This window comes from Roseomonas fluvialis (assembly GCF_022846615.1).
Lineage (GTDB): Bacteria > Pseudomonadota > Alphaproteobacteria > Acetobacterales > Acetobacteraceae > Neoroseomonas > Neoroseomonas fluvialis.
In genome coordinates, this window is record NZ_AP025637.1 from 404,662 (window position 1) to 429,833 (window position 25,172).

Consider the following 25,172-nt stretch of genomic DNA (forward strand, 5'->3'; position numbering starts at 1 on the left):
TTTGAGGGCCAAACGGCCCCGCTGCACCTGGCGCATCACCATCGTCCACGATGCCCGGGGCGGACAGTGCCGCGGATGAACCATTGGTGATCGCTCGGACGCATCACGCGGTCGACCGATTTACGATGCCGAACGTTGGATCTGATTGCGCACGTCGATCGCGTGAACGCCGTCGGTGGGTGGAGGTGCTTCCACAGGACCGCAAGGTCGCGCGCGCGTCGTGCTTTCACCACCATCCGCCAGGCGGATCAGCAGCAGGAGCCGCGACACATGAGTTCCCCCGCCCCGCCGCTTCACCGTATCGCCTTCCTTGGCAACCATCCGCCGCGGATGTGTGGCCTCGCCACGTTCACAGGCGACCTGCGGACTGCCGTCGCCGGTGCAGTGCCGGGCGCCGAATGCTTCGTCATGGCAATGACGGAGACGGTGGCCAGCCACGCCTATCCGCCGGAGGTCTGGTTCCAGATTCCAGAGAACGACACGCGCGCCTTCGTCCGCGCAGCCGAATTCCTCGGCGAGGTGAATGCCGATGTGCTCTGCGTCCAGCACGAATACGGCATCTTCGGCGATCGGGACGGAGAGCGTGTGCTTGCCCTCCTTGAAGCCGCGACGATGCCGATCGTCGCGACGCTGCACACCGTGCTGGATCGCCCGACGCGGGGTCAGTTCCGCGTCATGCGCGACGTCATCCGCCACGCTGATCGCCTTGTCGTAATGACTGAACGGTCACGGCGGATCCTGAGCAGCGTGCACGATGTCGAGCCCGGCAGGATATCGGTCATTCCGCACGGCATCCCTGAGATCCCGGCCGACAATCCGGCATCCGGGTACAAGGCTGAATTCGACGCCGCCGGGCGGACCGTGCTCCTCACATTCGGGCTGCTGTCGCCGGGCAAGGGCATCGAACAGGCCATCCGCGCCATGCCGGCGATCGTCGCGCGCCGGCCTGACGCGCTTTACCTCGTCCTCGGCGCCACGCACCCGAACATCCTGCGGCACGCGGGCGAGGCGCATCGCGACTTCCTCAAGACCCTCGCGGCGCAACTAGGGGTCGGCGACCATGTGCGGTTCCTCGACCGCTTCGTCGATCTGCCGACGCTGACCCGCGCCATCGCCGCGGCGGATATCTACCTCACGCCCTACCTGAACGAGGAGCAGAGCGTCTCGGGGACGCTTGTCTACAGTTTCGGCATGGGCAAGGCGGTGGTTTCGACACCCTACTGGCATGCTGCGGAACTGCTCGCGGACGGGCGCGGTGTGCTGGTGCCCTTCGCCGATCCCCCGGCCATTGCCGAGGCAGTCGTGGGGTTGCTTGCAGACCCGGGCCGCCTACAGGCGATGCGCGAGACCGCCTATGCGCTGGGCAATGACATGCGATGGTCGCGCATCGGCGAGCGGTACCGCGACGTGTTCGACCAGGTGCGACGGGAAGCGTCGAACCGCACCAGGTCGGGACCGCGCGAGATGGTCGGGAAGGCAGGTGGTACTGGCGTCGTTGCCCCTCTGCGCCCGGCCGTAATGTCCCAGCGGGCTGTCGTACCGACGGTGAACCTTGCGCATCTCGCGCAGCTGCTGGACCCGACGGGCCTCGCGCAGCACGCGACGCTGGCGATCGTCGATCGTGCGCATGGCTATTGCGTCGACGACAATGCGCGCGGGTTGATACTCGCCACTCAGTTGACCGCTGGTCGAACCGCGCCGGCGCCTGCGGCCGATCTGTTCGGCGTGACCGCAGCTTTCGTGCAGCATGCCTGGGATGCCGGCGCCGGGCGGTTCCGCAACTTCATGGCCTATGATCGTCGCTGGCTGGAAGCCGTCGGCTCCGACGACAGTCACGGGCGCGCGGTCTGGGCTGTCGGCACCGTCGCGGCGAAGGCAGCCGATGCATCGTACCGCGCCTGGGCCTATGGGCTGCTTGAACGCTCTGCACCGCCGGTGCTCGCGCTGACGTCTCAGCGCGCATGGGCCTTCGCGCTTCTGGGCATTGTCGAGGTCCTTGCGGTACGGCCGGAGGATCTGCGCCTCGCAAGGCTAAGGACCAGCCTGGCGGAACGCCTCTACGATCACCTGCGCGGCAATCGGCGGCCGGGCTGGACCTGGTTCGAGGACATCGTTTCCTACGACAACGCCCGCCTGCCGCAGGCACTGATCGCCGCCGGCCATCAGGCTGGCCGTGCGGCGTGGGTCGCGTGCGGGATCGAAGCGCTCGAGTGGCTCTGCCAGGTCCAGACGGCCGAGGCCGGCCATTTCCGCCCGATCGGTTCCGGAGGCTTCTGGCGTCGCGGTGGGGAACGCGCGCTGTACGACCAGCAGCCTCTCGAGGCAGCGGCCACCATCGGCGCATGCCTCGAGGCCTGGCGCGTGACCGGCGACGGCGCCTGGCTCACCGAGGCGCAGCGCGCCTTCGCCTGGTTCCTGGGCAACAATGACCTGGGTCAGCCGCTGTACGACCCGAACACGGGCGGCTGCTGCGACGGGTTGCTGTGTGACCGCGTGAACGGCAACCAGGGTGCGGAATCGACTCTCGCCTACCTGATGTCCGCGACGGAGCTCCGTGCGGCAGTGGCTGCGTCAAAACCGAGCCTCTTTGCCGACTTCGTGCAGGTCGCCGAATGAGCAGGTGCCATCCGGGTGTGGTGAGGCTCCCGATCCTGATCGAGCCGGACGCTTCACGGGTTATCCTGCGTCCGTTTCTCTCGGCCCTTGATCCGCGGGACCTGCACCGATCGGACCTGCTACGCGCGACGCGCCTGATCGACCGAATCCTGGCGATGGACACGGCGACGGTCGAAGCGGAGATGGCGACGATCCTGGATGATTTCGGCACGCGCCATGCCGACCTCACGACCATCCTGACCGAGCGCTACGCCCAGATCCGCGACCTGTTGGGGCTTGAGGACGACGCGAGCGAGGCGCGCCGGCTGTTGATCGGAGCGTTCTTCAGCAATGAGTACAGCTTCCAGTCCACGGCGCTGTTCAACCCGTCGATCGTCCCGCATCCAGACCAGGCAGGGCTTGATGCGGGTGAGGTTCGCTTCGTGATGAGCCTGCGCGCCACAGGCGAGGGGCACATCAGCTCGATCTGCTTTAGCTCGGGGATCGTCACCGCGGCGGGTACGATACGTCTCGATCCGCCGGGCCGCCTCGCGAGGACGCCGCGTCGGAGCACTGCGGTGCGTTTGGCGGATGACTATGACGTCACCTTTTCTCCCGGCACCGAGCTCGGCGAGCGCGTGATCTTCCCGATCACCCAGCAGCAGCGCAACGGTATCGAGGATGCGCGACTGGTGCGCTTCGTGGAGGACGACGGGAACGTGTCGTACTTCGCGACCTACACCGCCTATTCCGGGCGGGAGATTGCACCAGAAATGCTTCGGACCGACGATTTCCGTCGCTTCTCCTTTGTGCCGCTGCGCGGGGACGCGGTGAACAACAAGGGCATGGCGCTGTTCCCACGCCGCATCGCGGGGCGGTATGTGATGCTGGCGCGCTCGGATGGGGAGACGCTGCAGGTTGTCCGATCGGATGACCTGCATGTCTGGAACGACGCGACGGAAATCCTCGCCGCAGCGGAACCGTGGGAGTTTGTGCAGATCGGCAATTGCGGTAGCCCGATCGAACTGCCGGAAGGTTGGCTCGTCATCACGCATGGCGTGGGCGCCATGCGACGCTACTGCATCAGTGCGGCGCTGCTGGACTTGAATGATCCGAGCCGGATGATCGCGCGGCTGCGCAAGCCGATGCTCACGGCGATCGGGGACGAGCGAAACGGCTATGTTCCCAACGTCGTCTATTCCTGCGGATCGATGGTGCATGAGGGGCAGTTGATCCTGCCGTATGCGGCGTCGGATACCGCCACACGTTTCGCCGTGATACCCGTGGCGTCGTTGATCGACGCCATGGGGTGAAGCGCGATCAGCCCATCGCGAGGCAGGGGCTCGGGCCCGGCCCGGGATGCAGCAGGGCGACGGCGGTGCCTGTGATGGATACCGCGTCGCCTGAGGCCGGAACGAACGCCGCGGTGCCGCGTGCCAGAGCACGGCCGTTCAGCGTGGCATCATCCGCAAGCGCCACAAGGATATGTTCGTGTCGACCATCCGGCGCGAGTGTGACACCGCGAGACACCGCAAGTCGCTCCAGCACGAAGCGCGGACCAACCGTCAGCGTCTGCCGCTCTAGGGTCGTCATTGTACCGATGACAGCGCGCGACCTGCCGAGATCGGCGACAGACAAGGCGTCCTCGATCTGCAATGGGCGCGCCCTGCCGTAGTCGTACAGCCGATACGTGACATCGACGGGATCCTGCACTTCGAGCAGTACCAGGCCAGCGCCGATCGCGTGCACGGTGCCCGCGGGCACAAGTATGGTTTCGCCGGCGCGCACAGCGTGCTGGCGCATCAGCGAGAGCACCGTGCCGTCGACCGCGGCCGCACGAAGCGCACCGGCGACAACGGGCGCATGAAGGCCGATCCAGACCTGGGCGTCGGGTGCCGCCTCCAGGGTGTGCCAGGCCTCGTCCTTGCCGGACACGAATCGGCGCGACGCATGGGCGGCGGTGTCGGTCGGATGCACCTGAACCGACAGCGGCGCCGACGTGAAGAGAAGCTTGGCCAAGAGAGGCGGGCCGCTACGAGCGGTGCGGCTGCGTGCGAGGTGGTCGCGCAGTGTGCCGCCTGTTTCGATTTCACAGCCGAGGTCGCTAAGCCATGCTTCACCTATGGCGGAACGGTCTGCCGAAGGGGGTGCGGCAATCCACTGGCCGAGATCCTGCCGTCCCCAAATCCTCTCGACGTATCTGGGCCGAATATGCAGCACGGTAGGGCTCATGGGGCCTGCACCTTCTCTGGACGCACCGTGTCGGATTCACCTGGGACGCGGCACCTGCGACGACAACCACGCGGCGGTATCGGGGAGTGAACACATTTTGGCGGCTGGTCGGTCGGTCGCACCTGCGATATGTGCGACTCCGTCGCCTTGGATGTTCCCACCCTGAGCTTGAGCCCGTCGAAGGAAGACGGGCACTCAGTCTTGCGGCACGTTTCGCTTCGGGACGGCACCGCCAGCGGTGCCTCGTCCAGCTCCGCCGCAGAGGCGCTGACATTGGGCGCCGGCGCACGCACGCTGTCGTTCCACCACACACTTGGCGACCGAGCCCGATGGCCCTGCTTCTGATGTCGAGCGACGCGCAGCATCGACGAAGTCGCGGCACCGCGCAGCCGGATCCGTGCCGTCGACGTTGCCGATGCACTTGCCTTCAATGCAGACTGCCGAGGCGGGGAAGGACAGGACTCACGGGAGGATGTCGATGAACACAGTCAAGACCACCTTGGCCCAGAAGAGTGGCGCCCTGATCCATGTGCGTTCCGACGACATGGTCGTCGAGGCTTTGCGTCAGATGCGCGACAATCGCGTCCGATCGGTGCTGGTTATCGACGACGACGTGCTGGTCGGGATCGTGACCCAGGGGGACTGCGCCATCAAAGTGCTGCTGCCCGGGCTCGATGCGAAGCAGACGCGCGTGAGTCAGGTGATGACGAGCAACCCGGTGACGGTGAAGCCGGGCGACCAGTTGGAAGGCTGCATGGCAATGATGGCTTCGCGCGGCTTTCGCCATCTGCCTGTGCTGGACGCTGGCAAGGTGGTGGGCGTGATTTCGATCGGAGACGTCGTCAAGGACATCATTCGGGACCTGGAGCGCAACGTGGGTGACCTGATGGGATACGTCATGAGGGACGGCCCCGGGGGCTGACGTGCAATCGGCAGGGCGCCTCGATGACGCCTGAAGCGGGTCGCGTGAGCCACGACGAAACGCCGCTTCGCCCAGCGATCCCTGTCGGAGCTGGCGGCTTGGTGCAACAAGATGCAAAACCACCTCGGCCAGTCGGATCAGTGCTGCGACGACAACGCATCGGCCAGCAGATCAAAGACCACACGCACGCGCCGGCTGGTGTGCAGTTCCCGATGTGTGACGAGCCAGATGGGGAAGACGATGGGCGCCGTATCAGGCAGCACACGGCATACCCGTGGCTCTGCGTCGCCGACCGCTTCCGTGTTGAAGCCGATGCCCGCGCCCTGCTTCACCAGTTCCCAATGCACCAAGTGGCTGTCCACCCGAACCGGCACTTGCTGCGCCGTCACGGGCAGGCTTAAGGCGCGCATACCCTCGATGAAGTCCGAGGTTTTGCCAAACGCTACGAATTCAGCCTGCGCCAGATCATCCCAGCCGCGCGGATGGCCCAGCTTGCTGAGATAGCCCGGGGTCGCGTAGGGCCGGCCTCGGTCCTCCCCCACCTTGCGGGCGATGAGTTCCGGCTCACGCGGGTCGAGGTTGCGGATGGCGATGTCGGCCTCGCGGCGCAGCAGATCGGCCGTGCGATCGGTCGCGATGATGTCCACCGTGATGCCAGGATGTGTTGCGCGCAGCCTCGCGATGATCGGGGGCAGGACGTGCGCTGCACAGGCTTCGGTGGCGGTGATCCGGATCGCGCCTTCGATCCGCTGCGACTGACCGGTGGCGGCCAGTGCCAGGCGGCCGGCGGCCTCGCCCATCGTGCGGACATGGTCGAGCAATGCCCCGGCGGTGGGCGTGAGCACCAGGCCGCGACCGGCCCGCTCGAACAGGGCAACACCAAGCTCACGTTCCAGCGCTGCGATCTGGCGGCCGAGCGTCGGCTGGGTAAGGCCGAGCGCGCGTGCCGCGGCGGAGAGTGAACCCGCCTCGGCGGTGGCGAGGAAGGCGCGGATACGGTTCCAATCGAGCTTCGTGGCAATCCAATCCATACATCCTTGTATGGGTGATCGCCGGATTTCACCAATTCCACGCGTATCGCTGCATGGGTAGGTGACCAGCTTCACAACGCCGAGATGAGCCATCCATGCCCATTCGATCTATCGCACCACTCGCTGCCACGCTTTTCCTCCTGGCAGCATGTGCGGCCACCATCAGTCAGGATGGCCTGGAGCAGCGCACTGCTCAGGCCATCGGGCGAACTGTCGGCCAGTTCTCCATTACCGACCGCAGCGAAGAAGCCGGAGGCCGCATCAACTACACCGTCAACACGCGCGACGGTGCGGCCTACCGCTGCTACCTGTACGGAGCCACCGGCCTGCAGAATGCCGTGACCTTCGGGCAGACACCGCATTCCGATGCCATCTGCACGCCCATGGCGGGTGGCCCGAGAGCGAGCGGCAGTGTGGGGCCCGCGGCAACGGGCCAACGTGATCGGAGCGCCGGCGGTGAGTGCAATGCGTTGTTGCGGGCGGCAGGGCGGTGCTGATCTTTCCCTGAAGCGAAGTCGACATGATCCGCGCCTTCACCCGGCCGATTCGGCTCGTTCTCGCTCTGGCCGTCTGCACCTTCATTCCCGTGATGATGGCCGCTGTCCGCGTGGTGCAGATCCCGCTTGGTGCGGTGCCGGAGGACAGCCTGCGACTGGCCTCTGTTCCTGTCGCATTCTTCCTTCACGCACTCGCGGGCGTGCTGTTCGGCATACTCGGGCCGCTACAGTTCGTCCGCGCCCTTCGTCGCCAATTCGGGACTCTGCATCGCGTGAGTGGGCGCGTGTTTGTGCTTGCGGGCTTGGTGTTGGCGCTGTCGGGGCTGGCGCTGCTGCTACAGGTCGAGAGCATGGCAACCGGGCTTCTGGATGCCGCACGGGGGGTCTTTGGCCTGGCGCTGATCGCAGTGCTCGTGTTGGGGGTGGCGGCGGCGCGGGCGCAGTCCATGCTTCGACATCGCGCTTGGATGATCCGCGCATATGTCATCGGCATGGGATCGGGAACCGTCGCGCTGGTCCTGTTCCCCGTCTACCTGGTCACTGGAGAACCGCCCACGGGGCTGGCCTCTGACGTCGCGGTCGTCGCCACCTGGCTGCTGACCATCGCTGTGGGCGAATCGGTCGTCCGGAGGCTTGCATTCCCCTGACCATTCCAGCCTGTCAGCGCCGTGACCCAACCGGATCAGGGCCGCGGTGACCATCGGCAGGGCAGACAGCCACAGCGGTAGCGGCAATGACGGCGGTGCGGAGCGCGGACCCGCCAAAAAAACCAGGTCGTCTCACGGAAGACTTCGCCCGTCTGCCTGCTCGCACGGGCCGATGTCTTTCGCGCCCGCCGCGGACGGCAGGGTGCGCGGGATCGCCTTCAGCGGCGCATCGCCAGTGTTCATGTCGATGACCGTCAGCGCGCCGCCGATGACAGCCTGTTGGCTGGCCCGGTCGTCAGTCAACACCGTCGGCATCCTGCAGGAGACGCGCGCTGCGGTGCGCGCGAATGTAAGCAACGCAGGCGTCACCCAGCTGCCATCGCCGTGCGCATGTTGCCGGATTGTCGATGCACCCACCGCTTGATGGCGCGAGACGTCGATGGTCTCGCCGGGCGGATGCGAGAGCCATAGCGAAAAGCAGCGTCGCGGTGCGAACCAAAGCAAAACGTGCGGAGGGGGCGCGCCGGAATTCGAACCTTCTCAGGGGACCATCCGGTTCCCGCGCTCTGATTGCTCCGAACTCGCGACGATGTTACGGCCCGCGCAGAACGGTCGTGACCCGACGATGTTCGACTTCTCGACCCAGATCGCTCCCCGGGGCGCAGCGCACTGAACGGTCAGCCGGCATCTCGCCTACACAATCGTGGCCTCACAGGCTGCCCCCATCTGCAGATAGCCCTGGCCGAATGCATTACTTGGAATGGCCAGGCCTGTGGTGCCTGCCGTTTGCGTGAGGATCTGCTTGATCGTCGCGCACGTCACGGCTGGACTGCGGCACTGGAACAGCAATGCCGCAGCGCCCGCCACGATCGGGGCCGAATAGCTGGTCCCCGTCGCGCTCGCATAGGTGGCCGCACCGGGCGGGACTGTCCGCATGTTCCGCGGTACCGGCGCTGAGATGTTCCGCCCCATCGCGGCGATGTCCGGCTTGACCCTGCCATCGCGTGTCGGCCCGAGCCCGCTTGTTCCCCAGATCGCCGGCGGATTCGCCGTCGGCCCGTGGTTTCCGACGGTGATCGGCAGGCGGGCAGTCGCCGGAACGCCGATGGTGCGTCGGGACTCCTGCCGATGGGGCGGCATCCACATCGACTTGCCACGATTGTTCCGATCGACCCAGCCATGAAAGGCACCATGAGTGATCGTCGTGCCGGTCAGCAGGATCTGCCAATCGCCGAGGGGAACGCTCGCGCCGTCAGGCACGACGATGAGGATCGTGAGCACGTTGTCCCCGTTGCGTGGGTCGTTCACCGCTGACGTGATGCTGACGGTGACGCCGCCCACGATGACATCGCCGGAGGCGGATCCTGCGTCGATCGGTCCGATGACCGTCGCCGGTGTCGTCGGCACGGTTAGCGTCGCGGTGATGCGGTCCAGGCCAGCGTACCAGATCTCGATCGTATCGCTGTTCCGCGGCAAGTCGGTCGGGTCCGACGGGTTCGCGGCGTAGCGCAGGACCAGCCTCTCCGGCGCACCGGGCGCGACGATGCCCTCCGCATGCGCGGCTGTCGTGGTCGAATTGCCGGCGGACAGGACGATCGCGCGTCCGGGCACGCCGAGCAGGCTGTCGAGAAACCGCTCGCCACACGTGGTCCCGTCGTGCGGCCCCTGATTGTCGCCAAGGCTGATGTTCACGACGCAGGGACGCCCGGTCTCCTGCGCGCGGGCAAAGATGTACGCACAGCCGTCCAGTATGGCGGTGTTGTCCGCGTTCAGCATGACGCCGCTATCATAGCTCAGCGGACTCACGAAAATGATCGAGCTTCCCGGCGCCGCGCCTGGCGCGCCGCCTCCTCGGCCGTTTCCGGCTGCGCATCCGGCGACCATGCTGCCGTGCGTGGCGGCGTCGACAACCGGCTTCGGCGTCACCGCCGGGTCTGGCGGCGCATGGCGCACGATCTGATACGGCGGCACAGGAGGTGGATTGAAGGCCGAGAGCTCGGCATCGATCGCGGCGCGACGATATTCGACCCCATAGGCCGCGCCGAGATCCGGCAGGAAGCCCGGCAGCGCTGGATGCAGCGGGGGGCCTGTCTCGGTGCCCGTCGGCGTCAGCGTCTGGTCCCAGATCGACAGCAGCCTTGTCTTGTTCTGCGCGTCGCGGAAATCCGGGTGGTAGATGTCGATGACATTATCGATGATGCCGATGATCGTGCCTGATCCGTCCACCGACGGCGTGGCTCCGTGCAGCGCATCGATCCCCGCGAAGGGGATGGCCTCGTCCAGATCATGCCTCCAGGCTCGGGCGAGCTCGATGAAGGCGATCCTATCGAGTGCCTCTACACGCCGCAGACTCGACAGCGGCAGCAGGGCCGTCACGACATCGCCGCTGCGGCTGCGTGGCCGTACCCCGACCTCGATCAGATCACGTGCACTCGCGCTCCCAAGTATCAGGACCGAGAAGGTCGCCTCGCTGAGCCGGGCACACAGACCACCGTCCCGCCAAGGTGCGGCAGTACTCGCGGGAAGCAGCACGCCGGCGCTCAACGGGGCGAAGGACGGCGAAGGCGACGTGTCGCCGCCTTGCGTGCCGGCGAAGCGTGCGAACACGGCATCCTCCGTGGCCTTCAATCGGTGCAGTTGCTCGGGCGACAGCCCTGCAAGGTATGCCAGACGCGCATCCAGCTTGGGGCGTGCCGCCCGTCTTGCGAGGGGAGCGATGACCACGGTGGAAGGGCCGTCTTGCGGTGGCGCGGGGTCCAAGGGGATCATGCGACGCATCCCTCTCCATTCCCGGCGCGTGGCCAGGTTGGTGACCGTTAACCTAGGCCAGCGCTACCGATCCTTCGTCCGATGATGCCGGACCCGAATCGTAGGCCAGCCTTTCGCGATTCCTGGTCGTCGAGATCATGGGGGCCCGTAGGCAGGCTCGCCGCGACGCAACAGCCAGTCCTCGGCAATCTTGCCGTCGACGACGCGATACATCGTCGTGATCGGCAACTCGAATGGCCGGCCGCTCGGGCGGGTGGCACCGAACGCCCCGGTCGCATTGCTCATCCCATCTGCGCGTCGATCCACGCCGGTCATGGTAATGTGTGCCGTAACGATCTCGCCGGCTACGGCCAGGTCGAGGACCGCGAGGTGAAGGTCCTGGGCGACTTCGTGCACGCGGTTCACGCAGATGCGGTAATCGCTCTCGCCCGAGGAGCGTATGGGTGCACCGGCGCTATCGTGGCGATGCCGAATGGTGCTCGCGGTCCGTAATTCCGAGAGTGCCGACGCCATGGCCAGCGGCACATAGGTATTGTCGCCGGCTTCCCGCGCCGTCAGGAACGCGTCGTTCTCAGCCGCTGTCCATTCGTGGTTCCAGACGCGCAGGACAAAGTCCCGTACGACGTCCGCTTCATCCCCAGCCGGTGGGGGGTCCGGCTCGGGCGTTTCGCATGGTTCGTCGAGTACGCCGCATCCTCCCACAACCACCTCCTTCTGCCAGGTCGAACGATTTGCTTGGCTTACGGTCTTGGCTATGCGTTACGCTGTACTGAACTCGAACATCTTGTCCGAAATACCCACCGGAAGTCACGCAAATTGCTTCGCGTCAGGAAGCCCTGCGGGTTCGACCCATGCGCACGAACGATCCACACTGGGTCACCCTGCTCTTCACCGATGTAGAGGGTTCGACACGTCTACTGCGCAAGCTGGGTGACGAGGCATATACCCGCATGCATGCAGACCTATCCGCGACTTTGCGGCGGGTGTTCAAGCTTCGTCGTGGGCGTGTCCTGGACAGTCAGGGCGACTCCTTCTTCGTCGCCTTCGCGCGCAGCCCGCTGGATGCCGTAGCGGCGGCAATCGAGTGCCAGGCGTCGCTGGCCGCGACGCCCTGGCCTGGTGCCATGGTGGTTCGCGTGCGCATTGGCATGCATACGGCCCTCGTGCGCCGTGCCGATCCTTCGGCTGGAGGCGGGTATGTCGGGCTCGACGTCCATCGTGCGGCACGATTGTGCGATGCGGCTCATGGCGGGCAGGTGCTGCTATCGGCAGCCACGCACACCCTGGTGGCAGGCCACCTTCCTGCAGGAATCCAGATCATCGCCTTGGGCGAGCATCAGCTCCGGGACTTCGGTGAAGCCGAGCCGATCTTCCAGCTTCTGATGCCTGGCGGACAGCACGGCTTTCCGCCATTGCGATCGGCCCAGCCGGTTCATGCGGACGTGCCGGTGCCGCGTACGTCCCTGCTCGGCCGCGCTGTCGAGACGCGGGAGGTGGAGGACCTGCTGACGCGCCAAGATACGCGGCTTGTGACCCTGACGGGCGCTGGCGGAACCGGAAAGACGCGACTGGCCATTGCCGTGGCGCGGCACGCGCGGGAGAGTTTCCGCGATGGCATCTGCTACGTCGCCCTGGCGGCGATCACGGATCCGACCCTCGTCGCATCGGCGATCGTTCGCCGATTGGGCTTGCAGGAGTCGGGCCCGACGCTGCCGGAGGAACTGCTCTTCGGGCATTTGCGCCGGCGGGAGATGCTTCTCGTTCTCGATAACTTCGAGCATCTCCTCCCAGCCGCTTCACTTGTGTCGGATCTTCTGTCCAGTTGCCCCGGTGTCCGGGTCCTCGTAACGAGCCGCGCGCCCCTCCGGCTCAGCGGCGAACGGGACTATGCGGTACCCACGCTTGGCGTCCCGGATCCGTCCGAACTTGGCGCCGTCGAAACCCTCACGCGGTTCGCGGCGGTCGCATTGTTCGTGGACCGCGCGCGCAGCGTCTCCGTGCACTTCAGTGCAAACGACAGCGACCTCACGGCCATTGCGCGGATCTGCGTCAGGCTCGACGGCCTGCCCCTGGCGATCGAACTCGCCGCCGCACGGATCGGACTCCTTACGCCACAGGAGATCCTTGCTCAGTTGGGTGACGTGACGGGCTCAGGCTCGCTGGTCCTGCTGACGGGCGGCGAGCGTGACGCGCCGTCGCGCCATCGGACATTGCGCAGCGCCATCGGATGGAGCCTCGATCTGCTGGCCCGGGACGACCGCGCCGTCTTCGCTCGATTGTCAGTTTTCGTCGGCGGTTTCTCCCTCGATGCGGCTGCTGCGGTGGAAGATGCACTGGCAGATTGCGGCGTGACGGCGGGACAACCGACGCGAGGGATCCTGGATGTCATCAGCACGCTGGTCGAAAACAGCCTGTTGCAGCGCGTCGAACGTGTCGGCACCGAGGCGCGCTTCGCGGCGCTGGAGACCATCCGCGAATACGGCATCGAACTGCTCAATGCAGATGCGCAGCGACCCGCCGTGATGCGAGCCCATGCGTCGTACTTCGCCGCGCTTGCGGAGAAGGGCAGCAAGGAGCTCGGCGGCCCGCATCAGGCGGAATGGCTCGCCCGGCTGGACAATGAGCACCCGAATTTCCGCGCTGCGCTCACTTGGTCCCTGTCGGCTGAGTGCGAGGACCGGCAACTTGCGGCTCGGCTCGCCACGGCGTTGTGGGTCTTCTGGTTCCGCCGCGCCTATCTCCGTGAAGGGAGCCGCTGGATCGAGCAGGTTCATGCCGCCAGCAAGAGCGTTGCCTCGCCACACGGTCGCGCCACCTTGCTGACGGCCGACGGAACCTTTGCCCGAATGGTCGGCGACTTTGACAGAGCGGATGCCGTGCTGGAGGAAGCAGCGTCCATGTGGCGCGGGCTCGACGATGCAGAAGGCCTGGCGTGGGCCCTCAGTCACCTCGGGCTCGTCAAGCAGTGGCTCGGGGAGCTGGACCTCGGGGTCGATATCCTTCGGCAGAGTGTCGACCTGCGTAGGCAGCGCGGCGAGGATCGTGGCATTGCCCGTTCGCTGTTTCATCTCGCCATCGCCGAGGATTTCCGCGGGAACTTCAATCAGGCGGCAACGCTGTATGAGGAAACGCTCGAAGTCCAACAGCGTATCGGAGACACCTGGGGTGCGGCGCGGGTACTGGGCTACCTGGCGAAGGTACTGCTGCGCATGCGTGAGGCGGCGCGTGCCGAGCAGCTTTGCAGACGCGCTCTCACACTGAGCAGCCAGGTCTCCGACCGCTGGGGCATCGGGCTGGCGCATTCCGGTCTGGCGGCCGCGGCACTGGCGCGTGGCGAGACCGCCCTGGCCGCGAAGGAGCTCAAGACCAGCCTTGTGATCTTCCGCGATGTCGGCGCGCGAGATCGCGTCGCGGAGACCGTGCAGGACCTGGCGCTGCTGACGCAGCAGCTGGGCGCGCCACAGCAGTCCGTCAGGCTCGCAGCGGGGGCCGCGACCATGCAGCAAGCGAGCCGACTTGCCTTCTGGCCGGCGGTCGAAGCCCTGCGCGAAGTCGCGCTTGCCGAGGCCCGGGCCAGCATCGGCGAGGCGGCCTTCGATGCCGCATGGTTGAAGGGACGGCTGATGGGCCTGGAGGAGACGATCGAGGACGCGTTGGCGGTTCCCGATTCTGCGGAGGTTTCACCGGAGGCGCCGGCGTAGGACGGCGCTCAAATGTGGGAACTCGCACACCGCGTGGCGCGCCGCCCGCGGCAGGGCGGGAACACGTGCGAAATTGCACCGATTTCCGGCGCGACGCCGAGCAGGTTCTCCCCATCGCTTCGACGAATGGTCGTCGAGCGAGGAAGGAGAACTTCAATGACGTCCAGGCTTCATCGGCTGCGCTCCGTCGTGCTCGCGAGCATCCTGGTTGGTTCGCCGGCCCTCGCGCAGGATCGCATCGCCGTCTTCACTGGCAGCGGCGAAGGTGCCGAGGTGATCTACGTGTCGCCGAGTGACCCGCGCGCCAGGAGCGCTCTGCTGGGCGTGCCACAGGCGAAGTCGCCCCTCGTCGCCACCTTCGTCGCGAGCGGCGATGGCATCGGCGTCGACTACTTCGAGGCCACCTCTGCCCCGAGCGACCTTCCGGCCAGCGCCTTCGGCATGGCACCGGCCGCGATGGCGCTGCATGGCGGCGAGGAACGGGCGGCCCGTGGCACGGAGGCGTGGGGCACCGGCGAGTAGCGCCATGTGAGCGTGCCTGTTTGCACCCAAGAACGATACTCCGCGTATCGCCCGGCCAGGCAACTGGCCGGGCATCTCGCGGTGTGGCGATCAGTCCCGTACGAGGCTCACAGGCCGATCTGAGCTTCGATCTCCGCCTCGACGGCGTCGCGCAAGGCCTTCGGTTGGCGGATCACGATCGCGCCTCGCTCGCGCGCGATCACGCCCAGCCGAAGCAGATCCGCGAATTCCCTTGACACCGCTTCCCTGCGCGTACCGATCCGCGCGGCGAACACATGTTGGCGCGGCGGCGGGCTGACGACCCGCTCCTCACCCACCGTCTGGCCGTCACGGCCGAGCCGAGGTCGAGAGAGCCGGAGCAGTTCGGCATGCACGCGCAGGCGCACCGGCAAGGCTTCGCGTTCGAGAAGGCGCTTTGACTGGCGGCGCAGGATTTCGGTCATCTGGCGCAGCAGGTCGCGGCAGGCTGCCGGCGTGCTGCAGGCGGCATCCAGAAAGGCGGAGCCGGGCAGCGCGCAGAGCTGTGAGCGCACCAGTGCGGTCGCGGAAGCGGTGCGCGGCGCGCCGTCGATGGCCGCGATCTCGCCGAACATGCCACCGGCAGCAATGTCGGTGAGGATCAGCTCGCGTCCGGACGGAGCACGCACCAGGATGCGGACCACCCCTTCCAGGACGAACCAGACATCGCCCGAGGCGTCGTCGGAATCCAGGATGAGTTCGCCGACACCGAAGGTCCGCCACGTCGCGACTTTGGCAGATCGTCGCAGTTCATCCACCGACGCCGAACGGAGTATCGGCAAACGCCGCAGGCGTTCGACGCGTGCGCCATCGTTCGCCGCTGAGTCTATCGCGGGCGACAACCCTATGGCGGCATGTGGCCGTGTGTGTGGTTCAGGAGCGCTCATCACCAGCCTCTCCGGATACAGGCGTGAGCTTGCGCCGCGTGGCAGCCAGCTTCAACAATGAACATCCGCGCCGGCGACGGGCGGCAGACCTCGCCTAACCTTTGGCAGCGCAGTCGGGGCAACGCAACCGCGCCGGATTTGACCCTGGATCCCCTTGTCCCGGGGCAGCTCGGCCAACTGCACGCAAATGCGGCTTTCGATTGGCATGCGTTAGGCCCCGTCCGATTGTCATGAGCACTCCCGGGTAGGCTTGCAGAGGACCGACAGGCGCCCGAAGATCTTCCCGTGCGTCGCGAGCGGCACACCCAGATGTTCCCACTGAACAGGTATCGATCATCGCGACGCCGAGTCGATTCCGTCGACCCTCGAGGCGCTGCGAGGCGTCGGCGACGGCGCCCCGCTGCGCGTCTTGCACCGTGATGTCGATGTTGGCCGTCGGCGCCGGCCAAGATTCAGCAGGCGCCGTCGCGGCTGAGCCTCCGGAAGCCGCCACCGCCGCCGCAACGCCCGAGGGAGGCTCACTGGCGGTGCTTCCGCCTGAACCGGCGGCGAGACGCCGGAGGGGCTCAGCGCCCGCCTGTGGGTCATCGATGGCCAATGGGCCGCGCCGTCGCAGAGTGACTCAGCGGATCTGGGACAGGATGCCCTTGTCCGTGATGCGGTCGTCCGCGGCGAGCAGGAAGGCCTTCGACAGGATCAGCGACAGCACCGCATCGCCCTCGAAGGGCAGGCGGATGCCTGCAGCGGCATCGCGATCCGCCGGGACGATGCAGACATAACGGTCCTCCGGGTCGAGTAGCACGTGAGCCGAGCCGAGGTGGATGCGGTAGCGGCGTAGCGCGCCGGTCACCACCAGGTGACGATCCTCCAGCCGGCAACGCTCGGCGATGGCAAGCTTCGGCAGCAGCGCCGCGAGTACCTCGCGCCGCACCCGGCCGCTTTCCTGCAACTCGGCGCGACTGAAGCGCTGCCAGTAGTCCATCGCCGCGCCGCGGCGCCATTGGCTCGGGTGCTGCGCTTGCGCGCCGGCATCTGCCCAGGCCTCGTCGCGGCCGATCGAGGCGACGCCGACGATCAAGTCCACGTCGCGCATCACCTCGGAAAAGGCGATGTCCGGCACGTCCTCGAGCGCCACCGCGCCGACGCCCACGCGCAGGCCCCGGCCACCGTCGCGCCGCCAGTCCCCCTCGTCACGCATCGGTCGGAACAGCACGCGGTCGGTCGCGAGGAACAGATGCGCGCCGCCTTCCGTCATCTCGTCGCCCTCGCCATCGGGCTTGGTCCAGAACTCGGCTGACAGGCCGAGGGCGGGTAGTTTGATGTGCGTGGGTTCGTCGTTCGGCACGTCGGCAGACATGCGCGTGCGGCAGACCCAGCCACGCAGCCGCGCCAGCGCGTTCGCCTGCGACTGGCGCAGGATGTGGGCGGCGAAGCGGTTGGAATAGGTCGCGGTGGCGCGCTCGGCCTCCGTCAGCGGATAGGTTTCGCGGAAAGCCTGCTTGATTGGCTGCACGATGCCATCGCGCAGCAGCAGGGACCGCCAGGCGCCGACCGCGCCGGGCTCGACGGGGGCGAGCGGATGCCACAGCGCCACACGGTCGGCATCGCCTAGCGTCCGCACCCGACCTTGGGCATCCATCGGCGTCGCGGCGTCGTGGAACATGGCGCTGAAGGGCTCGCGGCTCGCCGGCGTGATGGTCCAGACCAGGCGCGCGGCGAGCCAGCCGAGCAGCGGATGGTCTAGGTATCGTTCCCGGAAATCGCGCCCGCTCCAGCTGCGGCCCGTGAGCCAGCTGCGTTCGAGGCGCAGGCGCTGCACGGGCAGGATGGCGGCGATGTCCTTCGCGCTCGCCTGCAGGTCCTTGAGCGCAGCGGTGCTGTCCTCGTCGCCCTTCACCGCGAGGGGTGTGGACTTCGGTACGCTGCCGTCGGCGCGGCGCAGCGTGACAGTGGCTGACGTACTGCTCGCGATGCCAAGCGTGGCGGTGATGCCGCCGGCCAATTCGGCCACGCGCACGGGGTCGGGGCCAGGTTCGAGGGCGACGTCCGGGACGCTCAGTTCCTCGAGCTCCTCGATGGTCGTGCCGGCCTTGGCGGCAGCGGTCGCCAGCGCCTTGGCGATGGTCTTCGCGAGGCGTTCGTCGCGGACGCGGCGCTGGATGCGACCGAGCGCGACCACCGCCTCCGGCGTCGCGATGCGGCCGAGCGCGCCGATGCAGGCATTGACGCCGATCAGCGAGCGGTAGGTCACGCCACCCAGGAGTGGCACCTTCTCGAGCATCGCGAGCGCGACGCGCAGCAGGCGCGGGACCTCGGCTGCGTCGAGACTAACGAACCAGACAGCGCCGCGCAGGACGATGTCGTTGGCGTTCGACAAACGGGCCGGCGGTTCCTGCCAGTCGTGGTGGAACCAGGCGTCGCTACGTCCCGGCTTGATCTTGGCCGAGGTGCACAAGGCCATGATTGCGGCTTCGCGTGGTCCGTCGAAAACGTCGAGGAAGGCGAGCACGGCGCTCTCGAATTGCCGGTAGCGAAGCGCCTCCCGGTACTCGGCCGGGCTCGGCATTCCGGCAGATGCCTCCGCGGCGAGGTCGAGCCAGCGACGGGTGGCCTCGCGGCACGCGGCGGCGGTTGGACCGCCGAGCAGCGCCTCGGCCTTGCGCAGCCAGGCGCCGGACGGTTCGGTGGCGCGCGCGCTCCAGAGAAGGTCAAAGAGGCCGGCATCGGCAGCCTTGAGCGCCGCCGCCTCCTGGATCTCATCGGCGTTCCAGTTGCGGAAGCGGATGCCGAACAGGCGCTCCGCGCTGCGTCGTCCGCGCGCCACGCGAATGACGCGGTCTGAGAAGTCGATCTCCGCCTGGCTGCGCGCATCGCCGGCGACGATGAAGCGGAATCTGAGCCCTCTCGCACTTGGCGGCCAGCAGATGGTTGTGGCGCCGTGGCGCGCGACCGCCGCCGCGAAGATGCCATCGGCCTCCATAACCCAGGCGGGCGGATCGAGCGGCACCAGCGCCGCGAGGGGCGTACGGCCGATCAACTCGGCGACCGCTTCCCGGCGTGCCCTGTTGGCCTCGGCATAGTGCGGCGTCCCTTCCGGCGGAAGCAGGACGGGCTGCCCCGTCTGACGTTCCTCAAAGGCGACCGCCGCCTCCAGGCGCCAATCCGGCTGCCCGGGCCCGGTCCGTGGCCGCAGCCACGCCATGAGTTCGGCGCAGAGCAGCGCATAGGCCTCGGCAAACGCGAGGACGCGCGCCGCATCCGCGGGCGCGCCAAGACCTTCGAAGACGAATACGGGAGATTCCGGCCGCGGCGCTGCCACCTTCTCCTTGGGGGTGATGCCGAGGAGGACCTCCACCCTGGCGTTCAGCCCCGCCGCTTTGGCCGCGTTGGGGTGCATCTTCGGGTGGCGGGCACGGATCGCGGCCCAGGCGTCGATGAGCGGCGGGTGATTCTTGAAGCCGCCGATCTTCTCCATTCGGCCGACAAGGCGGCCGAAGCCGCCCAGCCCGCTGCCGCCGTCGTAACCCTTTTGGTTGGCGCCACGGCCAAACACCACGAACAGCGCCGTTGCACTGCGCGCGTCGAGCGGCGGCAGGTGCGCCAGCAGCGCCGGGAACACGTGTTCGTCGAGCTTGGGTCGCCCGGTCAGTGGCGGGCGCGTGCGCACGCGCTCGGCGAGTTCCTCCGCGAGGACCGCGCGCTCGGCCAGGGAGAGGCGCGCGACGGCGGGCGCGATGGCGGCGAAGAGATGCACTGGATAGAGGCCCGCCGCGGTCGCATCCGCCTCCTCCAGCACACGCAGCAGCACGGGCCAGGCTTCGCCCATCAGGGCCCGGCGCTGACCCGGTCCGAGGGGGCAGGTCTGCCACATCTCCAGGTCCTGCATGCGCTGCGGAGAAATGGCGGTGTCGGGCAGCGGGGCTGTGGGCGGCGCCGGCACCGCCGGCGCCGCACGCGGCGTCAGCAGCCCGCGCAGCCACGCGGTGAAGGGGTTGCCCGGCGGGTCAGCCTCCTCCGCCAAGGGCTCAGCCGCTCACCAGCGGCATGAGGAGGACGAAGGTGATCGCCGTATCTGGCTTCAGAACAATCACGGTGTCGGGGTCGGTCACCTGGCGGTCGTCCACCACCACGAAGAAGGCGTTGCGCCGGAACCCATCCAGGGCGAGGGCCACGGCACGCTCGCTCAAGGCTGGATCCTCTGTGGCTGCTGCGCCGAGTTCAACCAGCGGCCTTGCGCCGGCGGCATCCGTGGCGCGGTTCAGTTCCAGCAGCACGCGTTCGCGGATCAGGGCGGCGAGGGTGAGCGGCACGCCCTCGCGCCAGTGGAGCACGTGACCCGGCTGCAGGGCGCGCGCCATCGCTTGATCCTGGATGACGAGTTTCATCGCACATCTCCCGGCCTTTCGAGATGTGTGCCACCTCCCATCCAGCGGCGGCAAGCGCCCGTGGGCATTGCGATGCCGGGCGGTCTGGCCCTAGGCCATGACAAGGGTCGCGACCCTCGTCTGCTGCCCGTGCGGAGCAGGGCCTGCCAGCCCGAGGCCTACGCGCACGCCGAACAGGTCATCAGCCCGCGCCTCGCTCGCGTGGGCTCGACCGCGTAGCCACAGCGCATGCAATTCGCGCCGTCGTCGGATGCATCGAATGGATCAGCAAAGAGTTTCGCTGCCTTGCGCGTCGCCGGATGGCGGGCCTTTGCGGCAGACGAGGCCGCAGCCACGGGCGCTTCAGCACAGATCGGTATGGTGACCTTGGCCACCACTGGTGGTGGCTCCCACATCGGCATCACATGCGTGACCGGCTCCGCCCGTGTGGGCGGCTGGGCACCAACCTTTGCAGGGGGCTGTGTCGAAGGCCTGGCCGGAAACCCGTTCTCCCACGTCGCGGCGCGATCGGTGAACGTCAGGCGCCGGGGCTGACCCTTGCTTGCGGGCGCGCCGGTCGAGCGCACGTGCACGACTTCCACGGTCCTGCTGCCGCCGGCCCCGTTACGGCGAGGAATGCTCAGCGTTTCGCGCCGGTCCGCCGGTTCCGGCTTATCGTCTTTGAAGCGGGCGAAAACGCGGTCGATGTCGTCCATGAACATCCAAACTTTGCAGCGGCGCGGCGCTCGAGCGCCGTGGAACCTTGGAAGCGGATCAACGATTCGCCGCAATAGGAGATTGGTGGGTAGTTAGGCTTACTGAAGTGCCAAAGTGGTGCCTGCATAACAAGATCGGAATTCAATAACTTGAGCTTGAGGGTAAATTCGGCACACCGTGAGGGTCCGGAGACCCTTCGCGCTCCGCGCCGCGGATTTGGCGGTAGTTGCGCAACCGAACCAACATGGCCCGCCTGCAAACCTCGGCCAAACCTGCACCTCAGCGCGGTGCCCTGACCGCGAGAGACACGTTGTCAGAAAGAAGACCGGAGCAGCTTCGGGAACCGGGCGCTGAAATTCTCTCGGCGCAGGCCGCAGCCGCGGGGTGACAGCTTGAGGGACCGCAGCGGTGCTGCTCCCACGGCCCCGCTGACTTGCCTGGCCGCCAGTCCATGACCGCCGCCCCCGCAAACTCGACCTATGCCCCGAGAACGCATTGGGAGCCAGGGGGACGTCGATCGATGGCATGACCCATCGGTAGAAATCGCGGATGACTGAGCGTGCGGCATCGATGTCCTCCGGCGTCTGGGCGCGAGCGTTGGCGACACGGCTGCTCATGCCAGACTGCCTTGGGATGACCTGTTGCGTGACTGACGCGGGCCGGGACGACGATGCAATGGTTGAGTTGGCGGTCGGGCGAGCCAGTCAGTGATGCGTTCGCCGCCGGGAGCGAAGGCGGCCGCGGCGACGCCCCGCAACAGCCCGAGACGGCCCTTGCCGCTTCCCAGCCTCGCTTACATCGGGCGGGCCATCGGGAAATGAGCAGGTCAGCTGCGATGGCGCACCGCCAGCCCGAACAGATGCGTCACCCGCGGTGGATCGGCACTTTCGTGCAGTGCGTTCACGCTCTCCTGCACCGCACGGTCCGCCACCGTCACGCGCCCGTGCTGGCGCATGTGCTCCGCCCAGTCGCTCAGGGTGAACCATTCGACGACGCGCGCCGGATCGTCGGCATCGGTGAAGACCGCCCAGGCCGTTGCGCCGTCGCGCCGGCGGATGGCGCCGAGCGGCGCGATGGCTTGACGGAAGGCCGCCTGGCGCTCGGGGGCGACGCGATACTCGACCTGCACTGCGACCGGGCCATGCGCGTGATCGGTCGCATGCGCTGCGTGCGGATCCGGCCAGTGGCGCGAAGGATCGAGCGGCTCCTCGCCTGCCGGCAGCGGCAGCGCAAGGCCCACCAGCGCGGCCGCAGCCCCGCCTGCGGCGGCCACGAGCAAGGCGCCGACGATGCCGATCCAGGTCGCGACCTGGCCCCATGACAGGCTTCCCAGCACCATCGCTCCCGAGAAGACCGTGAGGTAGACCGCGAGGCCCCGCCCCCGCACCCAGTTCGGCAACACGGCCTGCGTCGCGGCATTCAGCGTCGTCAGCACCGCGATCCAGGCGATGCCGGCCAGGACGCAGAAGACGACCGCGATGCCACCGTTGGGCGCCACCGCCAGCCCGGCCTGCGCCGCCGCATTCGCGAACGCGCCGGCGAGCATGACGCGCTCGGCGCCGCCGAGGCGTTCGCGCAGCCATGGCAGGGCCAGCGCGCCCCCCACCGCCCCTGCGCCGATGCCTGCCAGCATGAACCCGTAGAGCCCCGGCCCGCCGCCCAGCGTATGCCTTGCCAGCAGCGGGAGCAGCGCCCAATGCGCGGCGCCAAGCGCAAAGAACACCACGGCCCGCAGCAGCACGCGCTGGAGGCCCCGCGCATGCAGCGCATAGCGCAGCCCAGCGCGCATGGCGCCGTGCAGCGTTTCGCGCGGGCCATCGGTCTCCGGCGCGACGCGCTTCCACCAGAGCAGCGACGCGATCACCAGCACGTAGCTCAGCGCATCGGCAAGGTATGTCGCTGTCACCCCCAGTGTCGCGACGAGCAGTCCGCCCAGGGCCGGCCCGATGGCGCGGCTGACGTTCACGCCCATCGAATTGAGCGCGATCGCCGCCCGCACATCAGCGCGCGGCACCATCTCGGGCACCGAGGACTGCCAGGCCGGCGCCGCCAGCGCCGCCCCCGCGCCGCCGGCAAGCACGAGCACCAGTAGCAGCCAGGGCGTCATGATTCCTGTCGCGGTGCACAGCGCGAGAAGAACCGACACGACGCCCAAGCTGCATTGCGCCACGATCAGCAGCTTGCGACGGTCGAGCACGTCCGCCAGCGCACCGGCCGGAAGCGCCAGAACGAAGACCGGCAGCGTGCCCGCCGCCTGCACCAGCGCGACCATTACTGGCGATGGCGCCAGCGAGGTCATCAGCCAGCCGGACCCGACATCCCGCATCCACGTGCCGATGTTGCCCAAGACCGTGGCCGTCCACAGCACGGCGAAGACACGGTGCCGCAGTGGCGCGAGGGCGCTGTCCGCCATCAGAAGGCCCAGCAGGAGCAGCCAAGTGCGCCCCAGAAGCCCGCCTGGTCGCGCACCGGCGCATCGAGCCGCGCCCAAGCGTGCGCATGGCCATGCACCCCGCACGCGGTTGCGCAGGCGCAGGTCTCGGTGATCGCTGCCTCTGCACGCAGGCGGGACTGGTAACCGCCGAAGCGGCGCACCGGCGACCAGTCCGGCATGGCCGGCGGCAGCGGAGGGGCGAGCGGCGCAAATTCCTCCGCCCCATGCACGACGCGCCCCCCGAGGATCGTCAGTACCGCGGCGATGTCCTGGATCTCGTCCTCGGGCACCTCGAAATAGTCGGCGCCGAGCACCGCCAGATCCGCCAGCTGCCCAGGCACCAACCGTCCCTTGACGGACTGCTCGCCCGAGAACCACGCGGAACCCTCGGTCCAGAGACGTAGCGCCGCATCGCGATCCAACCGCCGGTCCGGCCGCGTCATGCGCAGTCCACCGATCGACTTGCCGGAGACCAGCCACCACAGCGCGACCCAGGGGTTGTAGCTGGCGACGCGTGTCGCGTCCGTGCCGCCACCGACCGGAATGCCGGCCTCCAGCATGCGCGCGATGGGTGGCGTCTGCTCGGCGGCGGCCGCGCCGTAGCGCGCAACGAAATCCTCGCCCTGGTAGACCATGCGGTGCTGCACGGCGATGCCGCCGTTCAACCGCTTCACGCGCTCGATGCTGCGCGGGCTGATGGTTTCGGCATGGTCGAAGAACCAGCGCAGCCCCTCGAAGCCGACCTCGCGGTCCACCTCCTCGAAGACGTCCAGCGCGCGAGAGATTGTCTCGTCATAGGTCGCGTGCATCCGGAAGGGCCAGCGCTTCTCGGCCAGCAGGCGCACCACGCCCTTGAGGTCGGTCTCCATCCCGGTTGGAAGGTCGGGACGCGGCTCGCGGAAATCCTCGAAGTCGGCGGCGGAGAAAACGAGCATCTCCCCGGCGCCGTTGTGTCGGTAGAGATCATCCCCCTGACCCGGAGCGATCATGCTGGTCCAGCGCGCGAAATCCTCGCGCTCACCCTTTGGGGTCTGCGTGAACAGGTTATAGGCGATGCGGACAGTGAGGTCGCCCTCGCGGTGCAACTCCTCGATGATGGCGTAGTCGTCGGGATAGTTCTGGAACCCGCCGCCGGCATCGATCACGCCGGTGACACCGAGGCGGTTCACCTCCCGCATGAAATGCCGCGTCGAGTTCTTCTGATACGCCGGCGGTAGGCGCGGGCCCTTCGCGAGCGTCGCGTAGAGCAGCCCCGCATTGGGGCGCGCCACCAACAGCCCGGTCGGGTTGCCGGCGGGATCGCGCTGGATCTCGGCCCCTGGCGGGCTCGGCGTGTCCCGCGTGTAGCCCACGGCGCGAAGCGCCGCTGCGTTCAGCAGCGCGCGGTCATACAGGTGCAGGATGAAGACCGGCGTATCCGGCGCGATGGCGTTGATCTCGTCGAGAGTAGGCAGGCGCTTCTCGACGAATTGGTGCTCTGTGAAGCCGCCGACGACGCGCACCCATTGCGGCGGCGGCGTGATGGCTACCTGCGCCTTCAGCATCGCCATCGCCTGGTCCAGCGATCGCACGCCGTCCCAGCGCAGTTCCATGTTGTAGTTCAGCCCGCCGCGGATGATGTGCATGTGGCTGTCGATCAGGCCGGGAATGACGCGGCGGCGGCCGGCGTCGATCCGGCGGGTCTGCGCACCTGCAAGCGGCATGATGTCCGCCGTGCGGCCCACGGCCTGCACACGGCCGTCACGGATGGCGATGGCCTCGGCCACCGGGTTGCTGCGGTCCAGCGTGGTGATGCGGCCGTTGTGCAGGATCAGGTCGGCGGTCTCGGGCATCGTC

18 protein-coding genes are annotated in these 25,172 nt (G+C 67.6%); 7 read left to right on the forward strand and 11 right to left on the reverse strand.

Going from position 1 to position 25,172, the window contains the following annotated elements:
• Positions 1-270 precede the first annotated feature (270 nt).
• Positions 271-2,616 (forward strand): glycosyltransferase family 4 protein, encoded by a 2,346-nt coding sequence (locus MWM08_RS01975; protein WP_244457797.1) that lies wholly within the window; start codon positions 271-273, stop codon positions 2,614-2,616.
• A gap of 20 nt (positions 2,617-2,636) precedes the next feature.
• Positions 2,637-3,908: a glycoside hydrolase family 130 protein gene (locus MWM08_RS01980; protein WP_244457798.1), complete on the forward strand. Its 1,272-nt coding sequence runs from the start codon at positions 2,637-2,639 to the stop codon at positions 3,906-3,908.
• A 7-nt stretch (positions 3,909-3,915) separates the two neighbouring features.
• On the opposite strand, the gene MWM08_RS01985 is transcribed toward MWM08_RS01980, so the two are convergent.
• Entirely contained in the window at positions 3,916-4,827 is a 912-nt protein-coding gene (locus MWM08_RS01985; RefSeq protein ID WP_244457799.1) for a class I mannose-6-phosphate isomerase, read from the reverse strand.
• A gap of 478 nt (positions 4,828-5,305) precedes the next feature.
• On the opposite strand from MWM08_RS01985, the gene MWM08_RS01990 reads away from it, so the two are divergent.
• Positions 5,306-5,749: a CBS domain-containing protein gene (locus MWM08_RS01990; protein ID WP_244457800.1), complete on the forward strand. Its 444-nt coding sequence runs from the start codon at positions 5,306-5,308 to the stop codon at positions 5,747-5,749.
• 137 nt (positions 5,750-5,886) lie between these two features.
• Here the strand turns inward: MWM08_RS01990 and MWM08_RS01995 are convergent, their stop codons facing one another.
• Complete coding sequence (locus MWM08_RS01995; protein ID WP_244457801.1) at positions 5,887-6,780, reverse strand: LysR family transcriptional regulator; 894 nt, start codon at positions 6,778-6,780, stop codon at positions 5,887-5,889.
• 95 nt (positions 6,781-6,875) lie between these two features.
• Here MWM08_RS01995 and MWM08_RS02000 point away from each other — a divergent pair, with 95 nt between their 5' ends.
• Both MWM08_RS02000 and MWM08_RS02005 read left to right on the forward strand, forming a co-directional pair.
• The gene (locus MWM08_RS02000) at positions 6,876-7,277 is read left to right on the forward strand and encodes a hypothetical protein (protein WP_244457802.1); all 402 of its coding nucleotides are present in this window, start codon (positions 6,876-6,878) and stop codon (positions 7,275-7,277) included.
• Between the two features lie 23 nt (positions 7,278-7,300).
• Positions 7,301-7,924 (forward strand): DUF2306 domain-containing protein, encoded by a 624-nt coding sequence (locus MWM08_RS02005; protein ID WP_244457803.1) that lies wholly within the window; start codon positions 7,301-7,303, stop codon positions 7,922-7,924.
• 132 nt (positions 7,925-8,056) lie between these two features.
• Here MWM08_RS02005 and MWM08_RS02010 read toward each other — a convergent pair whose 3' ends face one another.
• From MWM08_RS02010 to MWM08_RS02020, 3 genes are all read right to left on the reverse strand, one after another.
• Positions 8,057-8,230, reverse strand: coding sequence for a hypothetical protein (locus tag MWM08_RS02010; protein ID WP_244457804.1), 174 nt, complete (start codon positions 8,228-8,230; stop codon positions 8,057-8,059).
• A gap of 387 nt (positions 8,231-8,617) precedes the next feature.
• Positions 8,618-10,693, reverse strand: coding sequence for a S8 family serine peptidase (locus MWM08_RS02015; RefSeq protein ID WP_244457805.1), 2,076 nt, complete (start codon positions 10,691-10,693; stop codon positions 8,618-8,620).
• 135 nt (positions 10,694-10,828) lie between these two features.
• Positions 10,829-11,395, reverse strand: coding sequence for an ester cyclase (locus MWM08_RS02020; RefSeq protein WP_244457806.1), 567 nt, complete (start codon positions 11,393-11,395; stop codon positions 10,829-10,831).
• A 149-nt stretch (positions 11,396-11,544) separates the two neighbouring features.
• Between MWM08_RS02020 and MWM08_RS02025 the strand changes: the two genes are divergently transcribed.
• Together MWM08_RS02025 and MWM08_RS02030 are read left to right on the forward strand one after the other, a co-directional pair.
• A complete protein-coding gene (locus MWM08_RS02025) occupies positions 11,545-14,394 on the forward strand; it encodes an ATP-binding protein (RefSeq protein WP_244457807.1) in 2,850 nt (949 codons plus the stop codon).
• 156 nt (positions 14,395-14,550) lie between these two features.
• On the forward strand, positions 14,551-14,916 hold the full coding sequence (locus MWM08_RS02030) for a hypothetical protein (protein ID WP_244457808.1): 366 nt from the start codon (positions 14,551-14,553) through the stop codon (positions 14,914-14,916).
• Positions 14,917-15,023: 107 nt separating this feature from the next.
• On the opposite strand, the gene MWM08_RS02035 is transcribed toward MWM08_RS02030, so the two are convergent.
• The 6 genes from MWM08_RS02035 to MWM08_RS02060 all read right to left on the reverse strand — a co-directional run bounded on the left by MWM08_RS02035 (position 15,024) and on the right by MWM08_RS02060 (position 25,168).
• The gene (locus MWM08_RS02035; RefSeq protein ID WP_244457809.1) at positions 15,024-15,692 is read right to left on the reverse strand and encodes a Crp/Fnr family transcriptional regulator; all 669 of its coding nucleotides are present in this window, start codon (positions 15,690-15,692) and stop codon (positions 15,024-15,026) included.
• Positions 15,693-16,443: 751 nt separating this feature from the next.
• The gene (locus MWM08_RS02040) at positions 16,444-19,842 is read right to left on the reverse strand and encodes a DUF4132 domain-containing protein (protein ID WP_244457810.1); all 3,399 of its coding nucleotides are present in this window, start codon (positions 19,840-19,842) and stop codon (positions 16,444-16,446) included.
• A 4-nt stretch (positions 19,843-19,846) separates the two neighbouring features.
• Positions 19,847-20,179, reverse strand: coding sequence for a hypothetical protein (locus MWM08_RS02045; protein ID WP_244457811.1), 333 nt, complete (start codon positions 20,177-20,179; stop codon positions 19,847-19,849).
• A gap of 185 nt (positions 20,180-20,364) precedes the next feature.
• Positions 20,365-20,901: a hypothetical protein gene (locus MWM08_RS02050; protein ID WP_244457812.1), complete on the reverse strand. Its 537-nt coding sequence runs from the start codon at positions 20,899-20,901 to the stop codon at positions 20,365-20,367.
• Between the two features lie 827 nt (positions 20,902-21,728).
• A complete protein-coding gene (locus MWM08_RS02055; protein WP_244457813.1) occupies positions 21,729-23,315 on the reverse strand; it encodes an MFS transporter in 1,587 nt (528 codons plus the stop codon).
• Positions 23,315-25,168: an amidohydrolase gene (locus MWM08_RS02060; protein ID WP_244457814.1), complete on the reverse strand. Its 1,854-nt coding sequence runs from the start codon at positions 25,166-25,168 to the stop codon at positions 23,315-23,317. Before MWM08_RS02060 ends, MWM08_RS02055 begins: the two co-directional genes overlap by 1 nt.
• Positions 25,169-25,172 lie beyond the last annotated feature (4 nt).